The 18,398-nt window shown below is 56.3% G+C and carries 18 protein-coding genes; 15 read left to right on the plus strand and 3 right to left on the minus strand.

Annotated elements, in window-relative coordinates; translation table 11 throughout:
• The first annotated feature begins 66 nt into the window (after positions 1–66).
• From ACKGJP_RS05665 to ACKGJP_RS05690, 6 genes are all read left to right on the plus strand, one after another.
• The gene (locus ACKGJP_RS05665) at positions 67–636 is read left to right on the plus strand and encodes a sigma-70 family RNA polymerase sigma factor (protein WP_409344709.1); all 570 of its coding nucleotides are present in this window, start codon (positions 67–69) and stop codon (positions 634–636) included.
• Positions 637–644: 8 nt separating this feature from the next.
• Positions 645–1,421, plus strand: a complete 777-nt coding sequence (locus ACKGJP_RS05670; protein WP_409344710.1) for an anti-sigma factor domain-containing protein — start codon at positions 645–647, stop codon at positions 1,419–1,421.
• Positions 1,422–1,620: 199 nt separating this feature from the next.
• Complete coding sequence (locus ACKGJP_RS05675) at positions 1,621–2,037, plus strand: DUF2203 domain-containing protein (RefSeq protein WP_409344711.1); 417 nt, start codon at positions 1,621–1,623, stop codon at positions 2,035–2,037.
• A gap of 50 nt (positions 2,038–2,087) precedes the next feature.
• The gene (locus tag ACKGJP_RS05680) at positions 2,088–3,719 is read left to right on the plus strand and encodes a copper resistance CopC/CopD family protein (RefSeq protein WP_409344712.1); all 1,632 of its coding nucleotides are present in this window, start codon (positions 2,088–2,090) and stop codon (positions 3,717–3,719) included.
• A gap of 179 nt (positions 3,720–3,898) precedes the next feature.
• Positions 3,899–4,981: a glycosyltransferase family 4 protein gene (locus tag ACKGJP_RS05685; RefSeq protein WP_409344713.1), complete on the plus strand. Its 1,083-nt coding sequence runs from the start codon at positions 3,899–3,901 to the stop codon at positions 4,979–4,981.
• 100 nt (positions 4,982–5,081) lie between these two features.
• Positions 5,082–5,282, plus strand: coding sequence for a YwbE family protein (locus ACKGJP_RS05690; RefSeq protein ID WP_409344714.1), 201 nt, complete (start codon positions 5,082–5,084; stop codon positions 5,280–5,282).
• A 79-nt stretch (positions 5,283–5,361) separates the two neighbouring features.
• On the opposite strand, the gene ACKGJP_RS05695 is transcribed toward ACKGJP_RS05690, so the two are convergent.
• The gene (locus tag ACKGJP_RS05695; protein ID WP_409344715.1) at positions 5,362–6,291 is read right to left on the minus strand and encodes an aldo/keto reductase; all 930 of its coding nucleotides are present in this window, start codon (positions 6,289–6,291) and stop codon (positions 5,362–5,364) included.
• A gap of 215 nt (positions 6,292–6,506) precedes the next feature.
• Here ACKGJP_RS05695 and ACKGJP_RS05700 point away from each other — a divergent pair, with 215 nt between their 5' ends.
• From ACKGJP_RS05700 to ACKGJP_RS05715, 4 genes are all read left to right on the plus strand, one after another.
• On the plus strand, positions 6,507–7,199 hold the full coding sequence (locus ACKGJP_RS05700) for an HAD family hydrolase (RefSeq protein WP_409344716.1): 693 nt from the start codon (positions 6,507–6,509) through the stop codon (positions 7,197–7,199).
• Between the two features lie 419 nt (positions 7,200–7,618).
• Positions 7,619–8,650 carry a FecCD family ABC transporter permease gene (locus ACKGJP_RS05705; protein ID WP_409344717.1) on the plus strand — a complete coding sequence of 344 codons (1,032 nt, stop codon included), beginning with the start codon at positions 7,619–7,621 and terminating at the stop codon, positions 8,648–8,650.
• Positions 8,650–9,675, plus strand: coding sequence for a FecCD family ABC transporter permease (locus tag ACKGJP_RS05710; protein WP_409344718.1), 1,026 nt, complete (start codon positions 8,650–8,652; stop codon positions 9,673–9,675). The genes ACKGJP_RS05705 and ACKGJP_RS05710 overlap by 1 nt, the downstream gene beginning before the upstream one ends.
• 24 nt (positions 9,676–9,699) lie before the next feature.
• Positions 9,700–10,671, plus strand: coding sequence for an ABC transporter substrate-binding protein (locus ACKGJP_RS05715; protein WP_409344719.1), 972 nt, complete (start codon positions 9,700–9,702; stop codon positions 10,669–10,671).
• A gap of 85 nt (positions 10,672–10,756) precedes the next feature.
• On the opposite strand, the gene ACKGJP_RS05720 is transcribed toward ACKGJP_RS05715, so the two are convergent.
• Complete coding sequence (locus tag ACKGJP_RS05720; RefSeq protein WP_409344720.1) at positions 10,757–11,677, minus strand: helix-turn-helix transcriptional regulator; 921 nt, start codon at positions 11,675–11,677, stop codon at positions 10,757–10,759.
• 136 nt (positions 11,678–11,813) lie between these two features.
• A complete protein-coding gene (locus ACKGJP_RS05725; RefSeq protein WP_409344721.1) occupies positions 11,814–12,500 on the minus strand; it encodes a phosphatase PAP2 family protein in 687 nt (228 codons plus the stop codon).
• Between the two features lie 358 nt (positions 12,501–12,858).
• On the opposite strand from ACKGJP_RS05725, the gene ACKGJP_RS05730 reads away from it, so the two are divergent.
• From ACKGJP_RS05730 to ACKGJP_RS05750, 5 genes are all read left to right on the plus strand, one after another.
• Positions 12,859–13,530: an N-acetylmannosamine-6-phosphate 2-epimerase gene (locus ACKGJP_RS05730; protein WP_409344722.1), complete on the plus strand. Its 672-nt coding sequence runs from the start codon at positions 12,859–12,861 to the stop codon at positions 13,528–13,530.
• A gap of 32 nt (positions 13,531–13,562) precedes the next feature.
• Positions 13,563–14,543, plus strand: coding sequence for an N-acetylglucosamine kinase (locus tag ACKGJP_RS05735; protein WP_409344723.1), 981 nt, complete (start codon positions 13,563–13,565; stop codon positions 14,541–14,543).
• 37 nt (positions 14,544–14,580) lie between these two features.
• The gene (locus ACKGJP_RS05740; protein ID WP_409344724.1) at positions 14,581–15,666 is read left to right on the plus strand and encodes a hypothetical protein; all 1,086 of its coding nucleotides are present in this window, start codon (positions 14,581–14,583) and stop codon (positions 15,664–15,666) included.
• 25 nt (positions 15,667–15,691) lie between these two features.
• Positions 15,692–17,137: an ABC transporter substrate-binding protein gene (locus ACKGJP_RS05745; protein ID WP_409344725.1), complete on the plus strand. Its 1,446-nt coding sequence runs from the start codon at positions 15,692–15,694 to the stop codon at positions 17,135–17,137.
• Positions 17,138–17,258: 121 nt separating this feature from the next.
• Entirely contained in the window at positions 17,259–18,371 is a 1,113-nt protein-coding gene (locus ACKGJP_RS05750) for an ABC transporter ATP-binding protein (RefSeq protein WP_409344726.1), read from the plus strand.
• The last annotated feature ends 27 nt before the right edge of the window (positions 18,372–18,398 follow it).

Genomic DNA, 18,398 nt, shown 5'->3' on the forward strand with positions numbered 1-18,398 from the left:
GTTCGTTTGCCCGTTAGGGGCCTTAACGATCAAAAGGGTTATAAACCCCCGGGGAGTGCCGATCGCGTGCATGATGTTTCGGATGAGCAATTGATGCGGATGATAGGAGACAAGCAAAGCGAGGCGCTGCGCGTGTTGTACGACCGGTACGTGCGTCTCGTCTACTCGTTTGCATGGAAAGCCAAAGGCGATCCCCAGTTTGCAAACGACGTGGTGCAGCTCGTCTTCACGAAGCTATGGACGACGGAAACAAGCTACGACAGCGCCAAAGGGTTGTTCGTCAACTGGCTGCTGACGGTAACGCGTCATGTCACGATCGATCAGCTTCGCAAAGAACGAAAGCAGGAGGCGCTCGTTCCCTATGACGACTTGTCCGTTCCCGGACTAGGAGAGGACGAACGGCACGACCGCACGCAGGATATCGTGGCGCAGCGGCTGCTGAAGCAGCAAATCGAAGAAGCTTCCCGGCAGTTGTCGGACAGTCAAGCCCGTCTTATCCGCGAGCTGTACTGGGAAGGCTATACGCTAAGCGAAATTGCGGAACGCAACCGGGAGCCGGTGGGCACGGTCAAAAGCCGGCTGCACCAGTCGCTCAAGCGGCTGCGCGAATATATGAAATCGTGGAGAGAGGAGTGAGCGGGAAGATGTCTACGCAACCGAAACCGTGCGGATCGTTGTTTTCGTATTTTCTGCAGGAGCTTTCGCCGGTAGAAGCGGACGCTTTTGCCGCTCATGTACAGGAATGTCCGTCGTGCCGGGAGGAGCTTGCGGAGCTGCGGCAGACGTGGGAGGCTTTGCCTTATGCGATGGAAGAGAAAGAGATGCCGCAGGAAGCCAGGGAGCGCGTGCTGGAGGCGATTTTGAACGGGGAAGGGCTGAACGAAGCGGGAGACGTACGGAAGGAACAACCGTCCGCAGCTTCGTTACCTGCGTATTTGCCTGCCCCTGCCTTCAGAAGAAAAACGTTGGCGTATGCCGCCGCGGCGGCCGTCGTCAGCCTGATGGTCGGCGGGTTGGCCGCATGGGGGTGGATGGCGGCTCGCGGCGGCGAAACGAACCAAGCCGACGTTCGGCTGCTGCCGCCCGCGCAAGTCGTGAAGCAGCTTTCGCTCAAGGCGTTCGACAAGTCGATGCCGCAGGCGAGCGGCACCGGGTGGCTTACCCGGCAAGGGGACCTGGAGCAGCTAGTGCTGCAGCTGAACGGACTCGCTTCGACGACTGGAGAAGAAGCTTATCAAGTATGGCTGATCAAGGAGGGCAAGCGTTATAACGGAGGAACGTTCCGGGTGGACGCGCAAGGGCGGGGCGTGCTGACGCTTGAGCTCCGTGAGTCCGAAACCGCGTTCGAGGCCGTGGGCATTACGCTTGAGCCCGACGCGAACGGCGTTCAGCCGAGAGGGAGAAAGGTGCTCGGCACGTGATGCGGGAAGCCGGCGGAAGCGCGGCGTCCCGCCGGCATGGAACGGTTTGGGCGTCGCATCGTTCACGTCTTGTTCACCTTTCCCTCCTCCGGTCCGTGGCTTTTGCATGTACTTTTTAGTAAACTGTTCTGGAAGCCGGAGGATCGTTAGGTCTTCAGCAAGCTCGCCGATTTCGCATTATTGGGGGGAAATGGCTCTGATGAGAAAATATTTTACGGTACAGGAAGCGAACGCGCTGCTGCCGGTTATCCGAACGGAGCTGGAAGCTTTGCAGGAGACGGTTCGGAAGATGGAAGATAAGGTAGCCGAGCTGAGGCTGCGCAAAATCGTCTCTGCGGCGAACGGGAGCGATGAAGAGGCCGATCCGTTTTTTGAACTGGAATGCGAGATCGAGTTTCTGCAAATCGAAGCGCGTACGCAAATAAACGGCATTCATTTGAAGGGCGCCGAGCTGAAAGATATCGAAAGCGGACTGGTCGACTTCCCTGCGCTGCTGGAGGGGCGGGAAGTGCTGCTCTGTTGGCGGCAGGGCGAGGAGCGCATTCTTTATTATCATGGCGTGGAGGACGGATTCAGGGGAAGAAAGCCTCTTGGGCAGGCGGATTGCGGCTGCTGAGCTTCCGCGCGGGAATGCGTGAACTATTGGTAAGGAAGAAGGGATACCTGTTGTTGAACTTATGGATGCCGGCGAAACGGACGACAATCTGGAAGCCGCTGCTGCCGCTGTTGCTTTTGCTTGCGGCGCTGCTTGCCGTTCCGTCGACCGCTTTCGGCCACGCTTCGCTCGTTCAAGCGGTGCCGGAGCCGAACAGCCAGATGGATACGCCTCCGCGGCAAATCTCGCTTACGTTTAACGAACGAATCGAAGAGAAGCTGTTCTATATGAAAGTTCTCGATGAAATCGGCCGGCCGGCCACGTCGGAGAAAGCGAAGCTGAATCCGGACAATACCGGATTGACGCTCGATTTGCCGGAGCTTCCGAAGGGAGCGTACCTCGTTACGTACCATGTCATTTCCGCTGACGGCCACCCCGTCGACGGAAGTTATGTCATTACGGTAGGCCCGCCGCGCAATACGACGGCATCGATCGGCAACGAGCACCAGCATAGCCTTTCTTGGAATATGGGCTTTCAGGATTTGCTGAAATATGCTTCCCGGATCGCTTCGTATTTGACCCTGCTGACGCTTGCGGGATGGATCGTTTGGTCGGCGCTGTTGTCCGGACAAACGGGAGAAACGAGAAACCGGCTCAACTTATGGGCGGTCGGGCTGCAGCGCGCCTATGTGATCTCGCTTCTGGTGCTTATTTACTCGCATTATGACGAGCTGCTCGGCGAAGGCGGCATTTCGGAGCTGTTCGGCTTGTTTACCGGGACGAGCATCGGCTTGTCATGGATGGCCTCGCTCCTTCTGGCGCTAGCCGGCTTCGTCCTGCTCCGGCGCCACCGCATCCTGGATATGATATGGGTTGCCGCGCTGCTCGCCGCCAAAAGCGTAAACGGACATGCGATGGCATTCGATCCGAGGCTCGCGACGGTGCCGCTCGATTGGATTCATTTGGCGGGAGCCGCGCTTTGGGTCGGCGGTATCGTGATGGTCGCCGTGTTTTGGCGAAACTCGGACGTACGGGAAAGGCTTTTGCCGCGTTTCTCGCGAATGGCGTTTCTGTCCATCATTGTGCTGACCTTGACCGGAGCCGCTTCGACGCTGCTCTTTCTGCCGAAGCTCGATTATTTGCTGTATACTCAGTGGGGTACGCTGCTGCTGATTAAAGTCGGCCTCGTGCTGCTTGTGCTCATATCGGCAGGCACGATCAGACTCATGCTCCGCAAACGGCAAAATACGGGAGCGAGGCTGTGGCTTCGGATCGATTTGACGCTGATGGTTCTGATCGTCATTGTTGTGGGGGTTCTCACGTACGTGGCGCCGGTGCCTCCCAATCAGCCGTTTGCCTACCATGAGATGGGCACCAAAGTGCATATGACGACGCGCATCACCCCGAACGTGCCCGGCACGAATACGTTTATCGTCAAAGCATGGCTGCCGGACAAGCTGGGCAAGCCGAAATATGTGCAGCTTAACATGATCTACAACGACGACAAGTCTATCGCGCCGATCGAGGTGCCGATCGAGCCTTACGACGATAAGGAGCTCGACGCCTTCCTGGACTTCACGCGCTACAGCTTCAAAGCGACTGGGCCTTACATGCCGTTCGCCGGCAGCTGGACCGTCGAAATCCGCGTGATGGACTCGAACGACGACGAGACTGTCTATAAGCAGCAAATGCGCATATACTGACGCACGGAGTACCCAAGCCTCCAAGTCCCACTTCACAAGTGGAGCTTGGAGGTTTTTGCTTGGGAAAAGGCTTTAATGCACGGACACCCTGTCGTTTCCTTTTCTCCGGAATATATTGAAGAGGAGGTAGAATAGCGTTTATTTGCAAGAGAAGGGAATGAAGAGCAATCAACATTCTGATGCTCGTCTATCGTTTGGATATCGGCGGTACCGAAAACTATATCATCAACTTGGCGCTTGCCTTAAGACCCTTGGGTGTTCGTGTCGGAATCGCGACATCCGGCGGCCCGCAAGTGGGAAGGTGCCGGAGGCAGGGAATTAAGGTTCATCTGCTCCCAGGCTTGGCTAACGCGAAATCCGCCGCCTCGAAACTGTCCCGTTTGATCGCAGCCAATGGGTACCAAATGGTGCATGCTAACGATTCGCTTACTTTCCGGCTGGTCGCAGCCTTATACCGCCGCCGCCCAATGCCCGTTGTCTTGACGGTGCATGGCCGTTATCACAGCCTTTCGTCTTTACGGGAGGCGGCGAGGATCGCACGCCGGATCATTACCGTTACGCCGAACCTGTCGGACTGGCTGCGAACGCTGCGAATTCCCGTTCATAAATTCGTCCATATCCCGATCGGCATCCGCACCGATCTTTTCCGACCGCTCGATCAAACGGCATGCAGAAGAAAGCTCGGTCTTCCGCTATCGGGGAGCATGCTGGCTTATGCAAGCAGATTGGCCGCGGACAAATATCCGATTGCTCGAAAGGTCATTCAGGCAAGCGAACGAATCGCCCGAATATCGCCGAAGTTTACCGCAGTGTTAGCCGGACCGGGCGTCTATCGCAAACGGCTGTCCCGACTTGCGGCTCAAACCAATCGGCGTATCGGAAGAAGGGCCGTGCTTGTGCGTCCTCCGATCATGGACGTTTGGCATCTTTACGGAGCGGCTAACGCAGTCGTCGGCACGGGAACGGTTGCGAACGAAGCGATGGCCTGCGGGAAACCGCTTATTGCGGCCGGAACCCAAAGCTATTTCGGCATCATCGGGAAATCGAATCTTGCGTCGGCGCTGCGCAATCAATTCGGCGATCACGGCGGCAGACGGCCGCTGACGGTCGGAAGCTTGGTTAAAGACATCGAGCTCGTACTTAACGCCCCCGCTTGGAGTGCATCGCTTGGGAGAATGGGACGCGCCGTTACGGTCCGCCGGTATTCCGTCGGCAAAGTGGCCTTGCGGATTCGCGAGGTTTATCGGAGCTGCGGCAGGTAGAGGGGACGCCGCAGCTTTTTATTAATCGTCCGAATTGTGGTAGACTGCTACAGGGAGTGCGAGACTCTCCATTGCAGCAGGACGGACAGGAGGACGAACCATGAACGGGCAAATCCGTAACCATATCGTGCCGGGCATCGAAGTGAACATCGTGCTCAAGCAGGACCAGCGCACCGGCAAGCTGACCAGGGGTATCGTCAAGGAGCTGCTGACTAAATCGCCGACCCATCCCCACGGCATCAAGGTAAAGCTGACCGACGGCCAGGTCGGCAGGGTAAAGGAAATTATTCAGGGCAAGTAAACGATCTTATCGGCAGCATGAAAACCCGCATGGCCTCTTCCGAGGCGCATGCGGGTTTTCGGTTTCGGCAGGTTGCCGCTTAGGCTTGTTGGCCTTGCCAGGCTTGGGGGTGGGTTTCTGCAACGTAGTCGACAGCGGCGGCGTTCGCCTCGACCTGGGCCTCGTCCTTGCAGCCCGGGATAACGCAGGTAACGGCATCGTGCTTCAGCACCCAAGCGAGAGCCCATTTGGCCATGTCCATGCCTTCCGGCACTTCATGCAGCCGGATTTCTTCGACCTGCCGCAGTTTCTCTGCGGTTTTGGCCGCGTCGTGGCTGCGCCTTACGTCATTTTCGGCAAACACTGCGCCCGGCTTGTATTTGCCGCTCAAATAGCCGCTGGCCAGCGGCACGCGGGCCAGAACCCCGAGGTCCTGTTCCCGGCAGGAAGGGAACACGCGGACTTCCGGCTGGCGGTCCAACCGGTTGTAGACGACCTGAATCGCCTTTGCGTTCACGCGGCTTGCCGCGGAGGTTTGATGGAGATTGTCGTTGCTGCCGATCGATATACCGAGGTGACGGATTTTACCGGCCTGCACCTGCTTATCGAGCAGCGTCCACAAATCGTCGTTGTCGAATGCCTCATCCGTGCCGGAATGGAATTGATATAAGTCGATATAATCCGTTTGGAGCGCTTGCAGCGACCGCTCAAGCTGCTCTTGCACATCGGCCGGCGTCCACAGCTGCGAACGGTCCAAATGGCCGTGGAACCGGTGGCCGAACTTCGTCGCGACGACCCAGTCCTCGCGTTTGCGGCCTTTCAAGTAGCCGCCGATCAGCGATTCCGACAGATGATCGCCATAGCATTCCGCCGTATCGATGAGATTGACACCGACGTCCTTCGCTTTATCCAATATGCCGTCGACCTCTTGCTGGGAGTAAGATTTCCCCCACTCGCCGCCAAACTGCCAAGTGCCGATGCCGATGACCGAAACCTTCAAATCCGTTGCGCCGAGTCTGCGGAACTTCATAGGATCACTCCTTCGAAAATGGGTTGAAATATCGCCGTCGCTGTTGGAGCGGGCGGCAATAGGCTCCTCTTGACTATAGGTTTTCCTCGCTGCAAGCGCAAGTCGGCCGCATACAAAATTGTAGCATGGCGCCATGTTTTGCTTTATGCTAGAAGTTACCAGTCATCAAAATTAGCGGCGGCTTGGAAGCCGGGGGGAGCGGGGAGGCGAGAGCCATGTATAAAGCGATTATATTCGATATGGACAATACACTTGTAAACTATGAGGTTTGCGAGCTTCAATCCATGCGGCTGACCTGCGAAAGGAATCGGCTTTTTGATGAGCGTTCCTTTGAATGGGAGCGGTTCTGGCCCAGCTATTTAACCAGCAACGCCGTTCATTGGGAAAGCTTCGTCACCGGCGGCGGGGTGAAGACGATCGGCGAGGTGCTCGCCAATTCGTTCCGAGATACGCTTGGCGGCGAGCTGGCGAATCCGGATGAGCTGGCGCGGACATACTGGGAGCATTTTTGCCAGATGTGCGTGTTCGAGGAAGGGGCCGACCGGCTGCTCGAGGATATAGCAGGCATCTACAAGCTGGGCATCATTACGAACGGAATCAGCGAGTCTCAGCGGGCGCGCCTTAAGGCGGGGAATATATACGATCGCTTCGATTCGATCGTCATTTCGGACGAGGTCGGCTTCCGCAAGCCGAGCAAAGCGATTTTCGACATCGCTTTGAGGCAGCTGCAGGCTGACAGCCATGAAGTGCTGTTCGTCGGCGATTCGCTGAGGGACGATTACGCCGGAGCCGTGAACGCCGGTATCGATTTTTGTTATTACAACCGGAACGGAACGGATGTGCCCGGCGGCATGCGTCCGAAGTTCGTTCTCGACAGCATGAGCGAGTTCAAGCGGATTTTCGGGTAATCCTAGTTCGGCAAGTCGTATGCTTCAAGGCCCGCGGTATTCGCAGGGCTTTTTTTGACGATTCAGAAAGTATATCTCCGCTGATTGTTCATCGTCTCGGTAAACGCAAGGCACCAAAAGGACGCCGGTAGGCGTTTATCCTTGTCCTTGTAAGCAAGGTTAGCCCCTTTGTAAGGCCAAAGCCTCTTGGGTGGCATGCCAATGACTGCTTTAGAGTCGGGCGGGGATGTTTGGGATAGCGGATTTTCGAGTGCTTATTGCTAGGGGGAGCGGCTTCGTTCGGGCGATAGAGGATTTCGAGCGGTTACATAAATATACAAAAAAATCCGTACAGGGGCCAAAAAAATCCGTCTGTGAGCAGCGCCATCTTCATGATAATGATAATCTTTATCAATGATTATGTTTTGGAGGCGTTGATCTTGATAACGGAAACTCAGAAGCAACCCGAAATCCGGACGCGTCCGGTTGCGGCTACGGTTATTTTAGTCGGGGGGCTTTTCGCGCTCGTCGCCGGTCTCGTTCTATCCGTTTCGTTTGGTGCCGCGGATATCAAGTTTCAAACGGTGTGGCAAGCCGTGTTTCAATTCGATCCAAGCCTTACCCAGCACCAGATCATCCAGGAGCTGCGGCTGCCTCGCGCGATGGCCGGGGCGATTGTCGGCGCGGCTTTTGCGGTAGCGGGGGCGATCATGCAAGGCATGACACGGAATCCGTTGGCCGATCCGGGCTTGCTTGGCATTAATGCGGGAGCGGGCTTCGTACTTGCGTTCTGCTTTGCATTTATGCCCGGTCTGCCGTTTCATACGCTTATTTTGTTTTCGTTCGTCGGTGCGGCGGTCGGTACGGGCCTCGTATACGGAATCAGCTCGCTTGCCAAAGGTGGCTTGACGCCCGTACGGCTGGCGCTGGCAGGCGCCGCAGTGGCGGCCTTGCTGGTCGCGCTGAGCGAAGGCATCGCCATTTATTTTAAAATCGGCCAGGACCTTGCGTTCTGGTATGCGGGCGGTGTCGCCGGGACGAAATGGCTGCAGATCAAAGTTTTGCTGCCCTGGGTGCTCGCCGGAATCGCCGGGGCGATCGCGATTTCCCGTTCCATCACTATATTGAGCCTCGGTGAGGACATCGCGGTCGGCCTCGGACAGCGGACAGGGCTGATCAAGCTGTTCGGCGTGCTGCTGGTGCTCGTACTGGCTGGGGCCGGCGTGGCTACGGTCGGTTCGGTCGGCTTTATCGGATTGATTATTCCGCATATGGCGCGATATTTGGTCGGGGTCGATTACCGCTGGATCATTCCTTGCTCGGCCGTTCTCGGGAGCTTATTCGTCGTATTGGCGGATCTCGGCGCGAGAATGATCAATCCGCCTTACGAAACCCCGATCGGCACGATCATCGCTCTTATTGGAGTTCCGTTCTTCCTTTACTTGGCGCGTAAAGAAAGGAGGGAGCTGTAATGACTCATACCATTGCGGCAAGGGCAAGAAAAATCCGCTTCATAACCGTCATGGCCATCATGGCGGCGCTGGTCACGACGGCTTTTATCGTCAGCATGAACACCGGCTTTATCCGGCTTTCGCCGATGGAGGTGCTCCGGACGCTGTTCGGCGGGGGCACCGAGAAGCAGGCGCTGATTCTTTTCGAATTCCGGCTGCCCCGCATCGTGATCTCCGTTCTGGTCGGCGCCGGGCTGGCGGTAGCGGGCGCTATTTTGCAGGGGCTGTCGCGCAACGGGCTGGCCGATCCGGGAATATTCGGCATCAACGCAGGAGCGGGCTTGGCCGTCGTGCTGTTCATCTCCTTCTATCCGACGAAGCAGGCGGCTCCGGTATTTATGATGCCGTTCCTTGCGCTTATCGGCGCCGGCGCTACGGCCGTGCTGATCTGCGTGCTCGCCTACAGACGGGGGCGGGGGGTAACCCCGGTACGCTTGATTTTAGTCGGTATCGCCGTCGCGGCGGGTATTTCGGCCGCGATGATCGTCTTGACGCTGCGCCTCAGTCCGGAGAACTATCAGTTCGTTTCCGTTTGGCTTGCGGGCAGCATTTGGGGCTCGAATTGGAAATTCGTCATCGCGCTGCTGCCGTGGATCGTCGTTTTGCTGCCGATCGCTTTCTATAAAGCGCGCACGCTTAACGTATTGAATCTGGGCGACGAGATGGCCAAAGGGCTCGGGACGCCGATCGTTAAAGAGCAGCTGTCGCTGATTGCGGTCGCCATCGGGCTTGCCGGCGCATGCGTGGCAACCGGCGGCGGGATCGGCTTCGTCGGGCTGATCGGACCTCACTTGGCACGGCGGCTGGTCGGACCGCAGCACGAGTTTCTGCTGCCGGCGTCGGCGCTTGCGGGCGGCTTGCTGCTGATCGTCGCCGATACGCTGGCCAGAACCGTTGTGCAGCCATCGGAAATCCCGACGGGTATCGTGGTCGCTATAATCGGCGCGCCATATTTCCTTTACTTGCTGGCCAAATCGAAAGCCTGACGAATGAGTAAGAGGAGGGGCTCCATGAAAACGAAAGGAATGGACAATATGACAAGACATCAAGCTTTTTTGTGGATAGGCATTCTGGCTGTTATTTTGACGCTGGCCGGCTGCGGGGGGAAGAAGGACGATAAGGCCGCTGCCGGCGGTTCCGCCGAGACTTCTACCCGCACGTACAAGCATGCCATGGGCGAGACGGTCATTCCGGCGAAGCCTCAGAAGGTGGTTACGCTGCAGTATGTCAGCCAAATGCTTTCCGTCGGCTTGAAGCCGATCGCCGCGCCCGATCATGTATTGGAAGATATGGGCGACGCGGTCAAGGGCATCGAGAGCCTCGGGAACGCAGAGAACGTGAACTTCGAGAAAATTTTACAGCTTCAGCCCGATCTGATTATTGCCGGGGACGCCGAGCAGGACGTTTATGACAAGCTGAGCAAAATCGCGCCGACCGTAGTCGTGCCGTGGATGAATTACGACGTGTCGGGTCATGTGAAAGTGATCGGCGATATTCTGAATCGCCAGAAAGAAGCCGAAGCTTGGCAAAAGGCGTTCGATGCGAAAGTTCAGGAAGCCAAGAAGCAGATCGAGGGAAAAATCGGACAAGGCAAAACGTTCGCCATTTACAACATCCGGCCTAAAGAGATTTATGTGTACGGCGTAAGGAATTTAGGATTTACGATCTATAAAGCGCTAGGGCTGACGCCGCCGGAGCCCGTGAAGAAGGAAATCGAGAAGGATCCGAATTTCTGGGCGAAGCCGGTTTCGCTGGAGGTACTGCCCGAATATTCGGCTGATTATTTGCTCGTTGCGACATTCCTGGACGACGACTCGAAGAAAAACCTGGAGAGCATCAAGAAGAGCGCGCTATGGGCCAATTTGCCGGCCGTTAAAAACAATCATGTGTACGAGCTGGATCTGAATCGCTGGTTCGGTTACACGCCGCACGATATCCAGAATCAGCTGGACGATGCCGTAAAGCTTCTGTCCAAGCCATAAGAAAAAAGCCGCAAGCTGCGCATGGCGCCGTTTGCGGCTTCTTTCTTTTTTGTTTGTGCGGCCGTAAAGGGCAAGCGGCAGGCTTTCACCCGTACTCGGCTGCGACCTTAAGCGCTAAGGCTTTAAGCCGGGAGCGGATATGGTCGGGCTCGATCACTTTGAGATCGGTGCCGAAGCTAAGAAGCTGGTTAATGATCCACGCTTCATCCGGAAATTCGGCTTGCACGAGGAGCGTTCCATCCGCTTGAGGCTCGATATGTTTGGTATAGTTTTCGAGCCTTCCCCGCGCGGCAGGCGAAATGCGCAGTGTAATCGGGATTTGAGGACTGCGCGATTCCCATTGATCGAGAGGTACGGGCGGGTTGGGGCGCCGCTCGAACGTCTCGAGCTCGATCCGCAGATCCTGGATTCTGGACAAGCGGAACGTCCGGAAGTCATTGCGGAGCCTGCAATATCCGTACACATACCACGATACCCATTTCAGCGCGAGCCCCATCGGCTCCAGGATCCGTTCGGTCGATTGTCCGACGGAGCTCATATACCCGAAGCGGACCACGTTGTTATTTTTGACCGCTTGCCGCAGAGCGGCGAATATTTCCTTCTCGGCGTTGCCGTTCCGCCAAGGATTAATGTCGATGACGAGTCTCTCCGAAGCCTCGTCCGTTTGCCGTTTCTCCGTCCGGGCGACCATCGCGCCGACCTTCTCGAGCAAGCCCCCCATTTCCTGCTCGCCAAGAGCGCTTTGAATGCCTTTCAGCGACGTTACAAGCGAGGAAAGCTCGCCGAATGACAGGAATTGGCGATCCAGCCTGTAGTGCTCCATGATTTCGTAGCCGCCCGAGGAGCCGTCGTAGGACACGATCGGGATACCTGCCTGATTGAGCGCCTCCATATCGCGATAGACGGTCCGTAAGGACACCTCGAAGCGCTCCGCCAATTCTTTGCCGCTCACTCTTTTCCGGTTCAAGAGCAGCATGGTGATCGCCAACAGCCGATCCAGCTTCATCGTTTCTCCCCCGTTTGAAATCCTCGCGATCCGGCATTGCCTTGAAGACCGGACCGTTTCCGTTTTCAACCAGTATACCACGAATAGCCGAATATCGTTTCCGCGCGGTTGATAAGCTGCGAGCGTTCCGCCCCTCTTAAGCGGATAGCTTCCGGGAAGAAGACGGCAGCGGCGATTTGTCTTGTACGGCGTTATCGGACCGGAGCTTGCGAGCTGCGTAGGCCCCCGTGAATAATCCGAAAAGCGGGAAAAGCAGTTCCACCAAAACGATGGCGCCGACCGCGTCCATAATGACATGCTGCTTGATCAGCAGCGTCGATGCGATAATCGCCCAGCTGAAAAATCCTACGGATGCCCGCGTCAGCAAACCGAAATTGCGGCTTGCCGTTACGCCCTTGATCATCAAATAGCTGGTAAGGACGTGGATGCTCGGGAAGCAGTTATAGGGTTGATCGGTCGAGTAGATGAACCGGACCAAACCTTCGAAGAACCCGTTTTCCGTAATGGCGGCCCGCGGAACCGTCGTTTGATAAACGGCATAAGTCGCGTAGGAGACGAGCAATCCGGCGCATAGCGTGAGCAGCGTACGGTAGTAATTTTGTCGGTTCTTGAAGAAAAATACGAACATCATGCCGAAAACGAACGGGTACCAAAGCAAGTACGGAACGGCAAAAGCCGGGATAAACGGGATCATGGCGTCCAAATCGGTAGCGAGGCTGCCGGCGCCGTTATTTCCGTGATTCAACACGCCGTAAAAAAGGTTTAAAACCGGAATGGCAAGCATCCAGAGCAGCGGCTTATTGGCCGAAAGTTTGTATTTCACGACCATGCCCCCTTTTGCAGCCCGTTCGGGTAAATCTTCTTCATGACATCCCTCACCCTTCGTTTCAACGTTTATGGATTCATTGTAGCGGCGGACGCAGGGAGGGGAAACGGACCGGCGGCGGTGCCGAAGACTGGACTTAAGGCGGGTTAAGCCAAACCGGGTATACGGCTTCCCGGTTCGGTATTTCCCAAGCCTCAACCGTTGAATTAGCCGCTTGCAAGTCAATGTCGAAAAAATATTTTTCTATATATTAATTATCGAAAAAATATTCTTGCCAAATATTCCCCGCCCACTTATACTGAAGTCAAATATTCCAAACCAGCCGGAAGGTAATGGAAAAGGAGAGGTGAACGCAATGATCGCATCCATGAAAAACAAGCTGATCGTGTCGTGTCAAGCATGGGAGGGGACCCCGTTCTACGGCGATCCCCGTATGATGCGGGCGATGGCGGAAAGCGCGCTGATGGCGAACGCAGGAGGCATTCGCGCCAACGGGGCGGACGATATCCGGGAAATCAAGAAGACGGTCCCTCTGCCGATGATCGGCATATACAAGGGGCTCGACAAGCGCGGGATCCGCATCATTACGCCTGACTTCGAAAGCGCCAAACGATTGGTCGACGCCGGCTCCGATATTGTGGCGATCGACGCCACGTTCGATGCGAGAAGCGACGAGACGGAGCTGCTCGAGCTCATTCAAGCGATTCGCGGCGACCTAGGCGTACCCGTTATGGCAGACATATCGAACGAGGAGGACGCGGTGCGTGCGGCGCGCTGCGGAGCGGATATCGTCGCGACGACGATGGCGGGGTATACCTCGTATACCTTGAAGACGGTAGGGCCTGACCTGGATTTGATCGAACGGCTAGTGCAAGCGGTAGACGTTCCGGTGATCGGGGAAGGCCGTTTCGCCAAACCCGAGGAGGTGCATGAGGCGATCCGCATCCGCGGCGCTCACAGTGTCGTGGTCGGCACGTCGATAACGGCTCCTTGGGAAGTGGCGGCACGGTTCGTACGGGCGATTTAGCATAGCGACAGAACATACAGCGGAGGGATACCATGTATTTGCTTGGGATAGACGGCGGTCAAACGTCGACCAAATCGTGTCTGTACGATCAGGAAACCGGAGTGTGTCTGCTCGCGAGCGGCCCTCCGATCGACCACATGCTGACCTTGAACGGGCAAATCAAGTCCAAGCAAGGCATACAGCTGTCGCTCCAGAAGCTGCTTGAGCAGGCGGCTCTGATCAAAACGGTCGAGATGGCGTTCGTCAGCATCAGCGGCGTTCACAAAGAGCATGAAGAGATGATCAAAAGCTGGATTCAGGAATGCATCCATGTCGATCGCTTTCTCGTCGAGGGTGACGTCAAAGCCAATTTGGCCGGCGCTTCCGCGGGGAAGAACGACGGGGTGTTGATTATAGCGGGGGGTGGTAGCATAGGATATTGCTTCAACGGTGAGAACGAATTCGTCGCCGGCGGATACGGGCATATTCTTGGCGACGAAGGAAGCGCTTACTGGATTGGACTGCAGGCGATCAAGTCGGGCATCCATTACAGTGACGGACGCGGGCCGTTTACGGTATTGCATGACCGCATTCTCGATCAATTCCGCGAAACGTCGTTCTGGGGCGTCAAAAAGCAGCTGCACGCTGACAAAATTCAGCGGAGCGACATAGCGGACCTGGCTATGCTCGTGGAAAGGGCCGCTGGAGAAGGCGACGCCGTCGCGCAATCGATTCTTCGGCAAGCGGGAGCGGAGCTCGGACAGCTGGCTATTTCCGTGCTGCGGCAAATAGCCGAACAGCCGGGAGCATCGGCGGTGCGCAAGGTGTATCCGACAGGCGGGGTTTTTCAATCGACGAACTGGGTACGGCGCAGCTTGACCGAAGTGCTTCACGTTTACGACCCGTCGCTTGAAGTGTGCACGCCCAGTTACTCGCCGGTTATCGGCACGCTTATTTTGTCGGCGCAGGCATTAGGGAGAACCATCCAACTGGGGAATGTGGAAGAAGCGGTAAAGGGAGGGCATGCTTCATAGCTAGGATAAGTCTACCATGCCGAAGGAGGTCCTATCAATGACGGACTATAGAGCGCCGGACGCCAGCAGGGCGGAGAAAGGAAGCTACGCTTTCTATGAAGATATCCTTCAAGGGGAAGCCGGCTGGATCGCCGGTCTGCAGTTTGAAAGCGGTGCCATTCCGACATATGGCGCTCCGGTTGATCGCTATGGCGGCAAATATAGAGTCGTTCCGTATTTCACGCATCTCGCTTTGCTCGGGCTGCTGGAACGGCCGGAGCATGCGCCTGTCGTCCGAGGCTATATGGACTGGTACTTCGCCCATCTGAACCGTTCGTCGGCGGAAACGGCCCCCGACGGCTCGGTTTACGATTACACGGTCGAAACGGACCGGTTGACCGAAACCGCAACAGGCGATTTCGACTCGACCGACTCGTACGCTTCGACATTCCTGAACGTGCTTCGCAAATATGCGGTTACGACGGGCGACATTGCCTATTTGCAGGCGCACCGAGACGATATCGCGCTGATAGCGGGGGCGATGATCGCTACGAAGCAGGAAGACGGATTGACATGGGCGAAGCCGGATCACCGGGTCAAATACTTGATGGACAACGCCGAGGTGTATGAAGGCTTAGGCGATATGGAATGGATCAGCGGCGCCGTATACGGCGACGAGGAAGAGGCGGCTGTTTATCGGCGGCATAAAGAGGAAGTGCTCGCAGGCATTCAAGGCGAGCTTTGGAACGAGTCGAAGCAAGCTTACGCCTATGCGAAAGCCGAAGACGGTTCGCTGCTGCAGCCGGACTGGGACCGCTTCTACCCCGACGCGACAGCCCAGCTGTTCCCGGTCTGGACGGGGGTGCTTGCGCCTGACAGCGGGCGGGCTCGGCATTTATACGATACGTTCAACTCGCACCATTCCGGATGGCCGGAGCTGCGCATAAGGGATTCGTTCCCGTGGGCGCTTCTCGCGTATACGGCGGCAATCATGCGAGACCGCGACAGAAGCGACCTTTTTCTCCAATCGGTTAAAGCTGCGTATGCCGACCGCGGCCGGCCATGGCCGTGGTATGTGATGGAAAGCGGCGTCACGATGCTTACGGCGGCGCGGCTGCAGAGTCTTACGGATGACGTTCTGTAATTTTCACTAATGGGGAGGGTTTATTTTGAAAGCTAAGAAACGGATGTCCATACCGTTGTCTCTCGTCCTTGTCTCAACGTTATTCGCCGGCTGTACCGGCAATTCGGCATCGCCGGCGAGCAGCTCGAATTCGCCGAAGCCTTCCGCGGACGCCAAGCCGGCGACGTCAGCCCCTTCAGCCGCGGCAGCCGACAATGGTCTCATTCCCGACGTCAAGGGAGAGCTTTCGACGCTGGTCGTGCTCGGCCAATTGAACGGGACGGATCCGGATCTGGGAGGCGTCTACGATTATTTCAAAAAATATTATCCCGACTTGAAGCTGAAGCAGCAGGACATTGCGCATGAGGAATATGCCCCGGAAACGCTCACGAAAGCGATTGCCGCAGGAAATACGCCCGACGTTTACGTCACCGTGCCGGGCGATATCCCGGATTTGATCAGCAAGAAATATATCGAGCCGCTCGACAGCTTGCTCAAGGCGGAGCCGAACTACGTCAAGACGCTCAATACCGCGGCAATGGACGTGAACAAGATAGGCGGCAAAACGTACGGCGTCACATGGATGACGCTGCCGCAGACGTGGATGATCAACACCGACCTGTTCGAAAAAATGGGCGTGCCGGTGCCGACGGACGACTGGACGATCGACGACTTCATCGCCATCAATAAGAAAATGGTCGATAAGGCGAACGGAATTACCGGCTCCAATCCGAACGTCAAGGACCCGTGGGTGCTGTATTCGTTCCTTGAAGCCTATGGGGTGAAAGGGGTCAAAACCGTCGACAACAAACCGGTTTCGAGCTTCGCCGAAGACCCGAACGCGATCAAGGCGCTGGAAAAATGGATCGAGTATACGTCCAAGAGCAGCATCGCCTTCACGGATCAAGAAATGACCAAATTCGGCCTCAATGATCCGTGGTCCGCCTATTGGTATAAAGGGCATGCGGGCATGGTGCCCTGGTCGCTTTGGGGGCAGCCGTATAACGCCGATACCAAGAAGAATGCATTCAACTGGACGGTCGTCCGCCAGCCCAAAGGTCCGGGCGGCAGGGCGGCGATCGCTTATGGCATCACGATGGCGATCTTCCCGACCTCGCAGAAAAAAGAGCTGGCGATGAAATATATCCAAATCGTCACCAGCAAGCATTTCTATGAAAATGCCAGGATCAAGGATCCGAAAACCGGCAAATTGAGCCCGCTTACGCTCAGCCCGAACGAGCCGGTATTCCCGATCGGCATTCCGGCGATCAACGTGAAGTTTCAGACGACGAAGGACAATCAGGCGGCGCTCGACGGCTTCGTCAGAGCGATGCAGGACGGCAAAATCGCCGACTACGGCGGTTTTGGCCAGACTGCGCTCAATGAAATGACCGCCAAACTCCCGGACGTCGCGGCAGGCAAAGTGCAAATTCCCGATATGCTGAAAGAGCTGGATCAGGTGTTGAACACCAAATATTACAACGCGAAATAAAGGCTGTCCCTCTCGCATGAAGCGGGCCGATGGAATACGGCGGTCCGTTTCATGCTTCAAGCTTCATGCAAGCGCCCGCGCAGAGCAGCGGTTCAACGATATGGACAAAGGGGAGAGAACGTTGGCTAGAGTCGTGTTAAAAAACTTGTGGAAAAGTTATCCCGGGGCCAAAAACGTCGCGCCTGCCGTGCAAGATTTCGAACTTGATATAGCTGACCGGGAGTTCGTCGCGCTCATCGGCCCGTCAGGCTGCGGCAAATCGACGACGCTGCGCATGATTGCGGGCCTCGAGAGCGCCACGCAAGGAGAAATCTATATCGACGATCAGCTTGTCAACGATTTTACGCCTAAAGAGCGCAACGTGTCGATGGTGTTTCAGAACTACGCTTTGTATCCGAGCCTCAGCAATTTCGAAAATATCGCATTCGGCCTTCGGGTCGGAAGAGTCCAGAAATATTTGATCGAGGAGAAAGTAAAGCGGGCTGCCCGAAATTTGGAAATCGATCATTTGCTTGACCGTTATCCGCGCCAAGTATCGGGCGGACAGCGGCAGAGGGTTGCGCTGGGACGCGCGATCGTCCGCGATCCGAAGGTGTTCCTGATGGATGAGCCGCTCTCCAATCTCGATGCCAAGATGCGCGTGCAAATGCGGATCGAAATTATAAAGCTGCATAAAAAATTGAACGCGACCACGATCTATGTAACGCACGATCAGATCGAAGCGATGACGATGGCGGACAGAATCGTGATTATGGATAAAGGCGTCATTCAGCAGGTTGGAACGCCCGAAGACGTTTATAATTATCCGGCAAATACGTTCGTAGGCGGTTTTATCGGCAATCCGCCGATGAACTTCATCCCGGGAAACATCGAGCGGCGGCAGGAGGCTTGCGTATTCCACAACAAAACGATGGCGCTGACGATCCCCCGCGACAAAGCGGCTCCGCTCGAAAGACAGCAGGTTTACTCGGTCATCGGCGGCATCCGGCCGGAACAAATGCGGATCGAACGCGGGGCAAGCGCCGGCGGAGACAACGCGTTCACCGGCAAAGTCGAAGTAACGGAGCTGATAGGCGCAGACCGGCATGTTCATGTCGATTTGGGCAACGCCGGCAGCGTGATCGTCAGAACCGGGGCCGAGACCCGGTTTAGCGAAGGCGAGAACGTGACGCTGAGCGTAAATTTGGACAAATTGTTATTTTTCGACCCGAATACGGGAACCCGCATCCACTAGAACAACGGTTTACGGAAACGGAGTGAG

This window comes from Paenibacillus litoralis (genome assembly GCF_046244365.1).
Taxonomy (GTDB): domain Bacteria; phylum Bacillota; class Bacilli; order Paenibacillales; family NBRC-103111; genus Paenibacillus_V.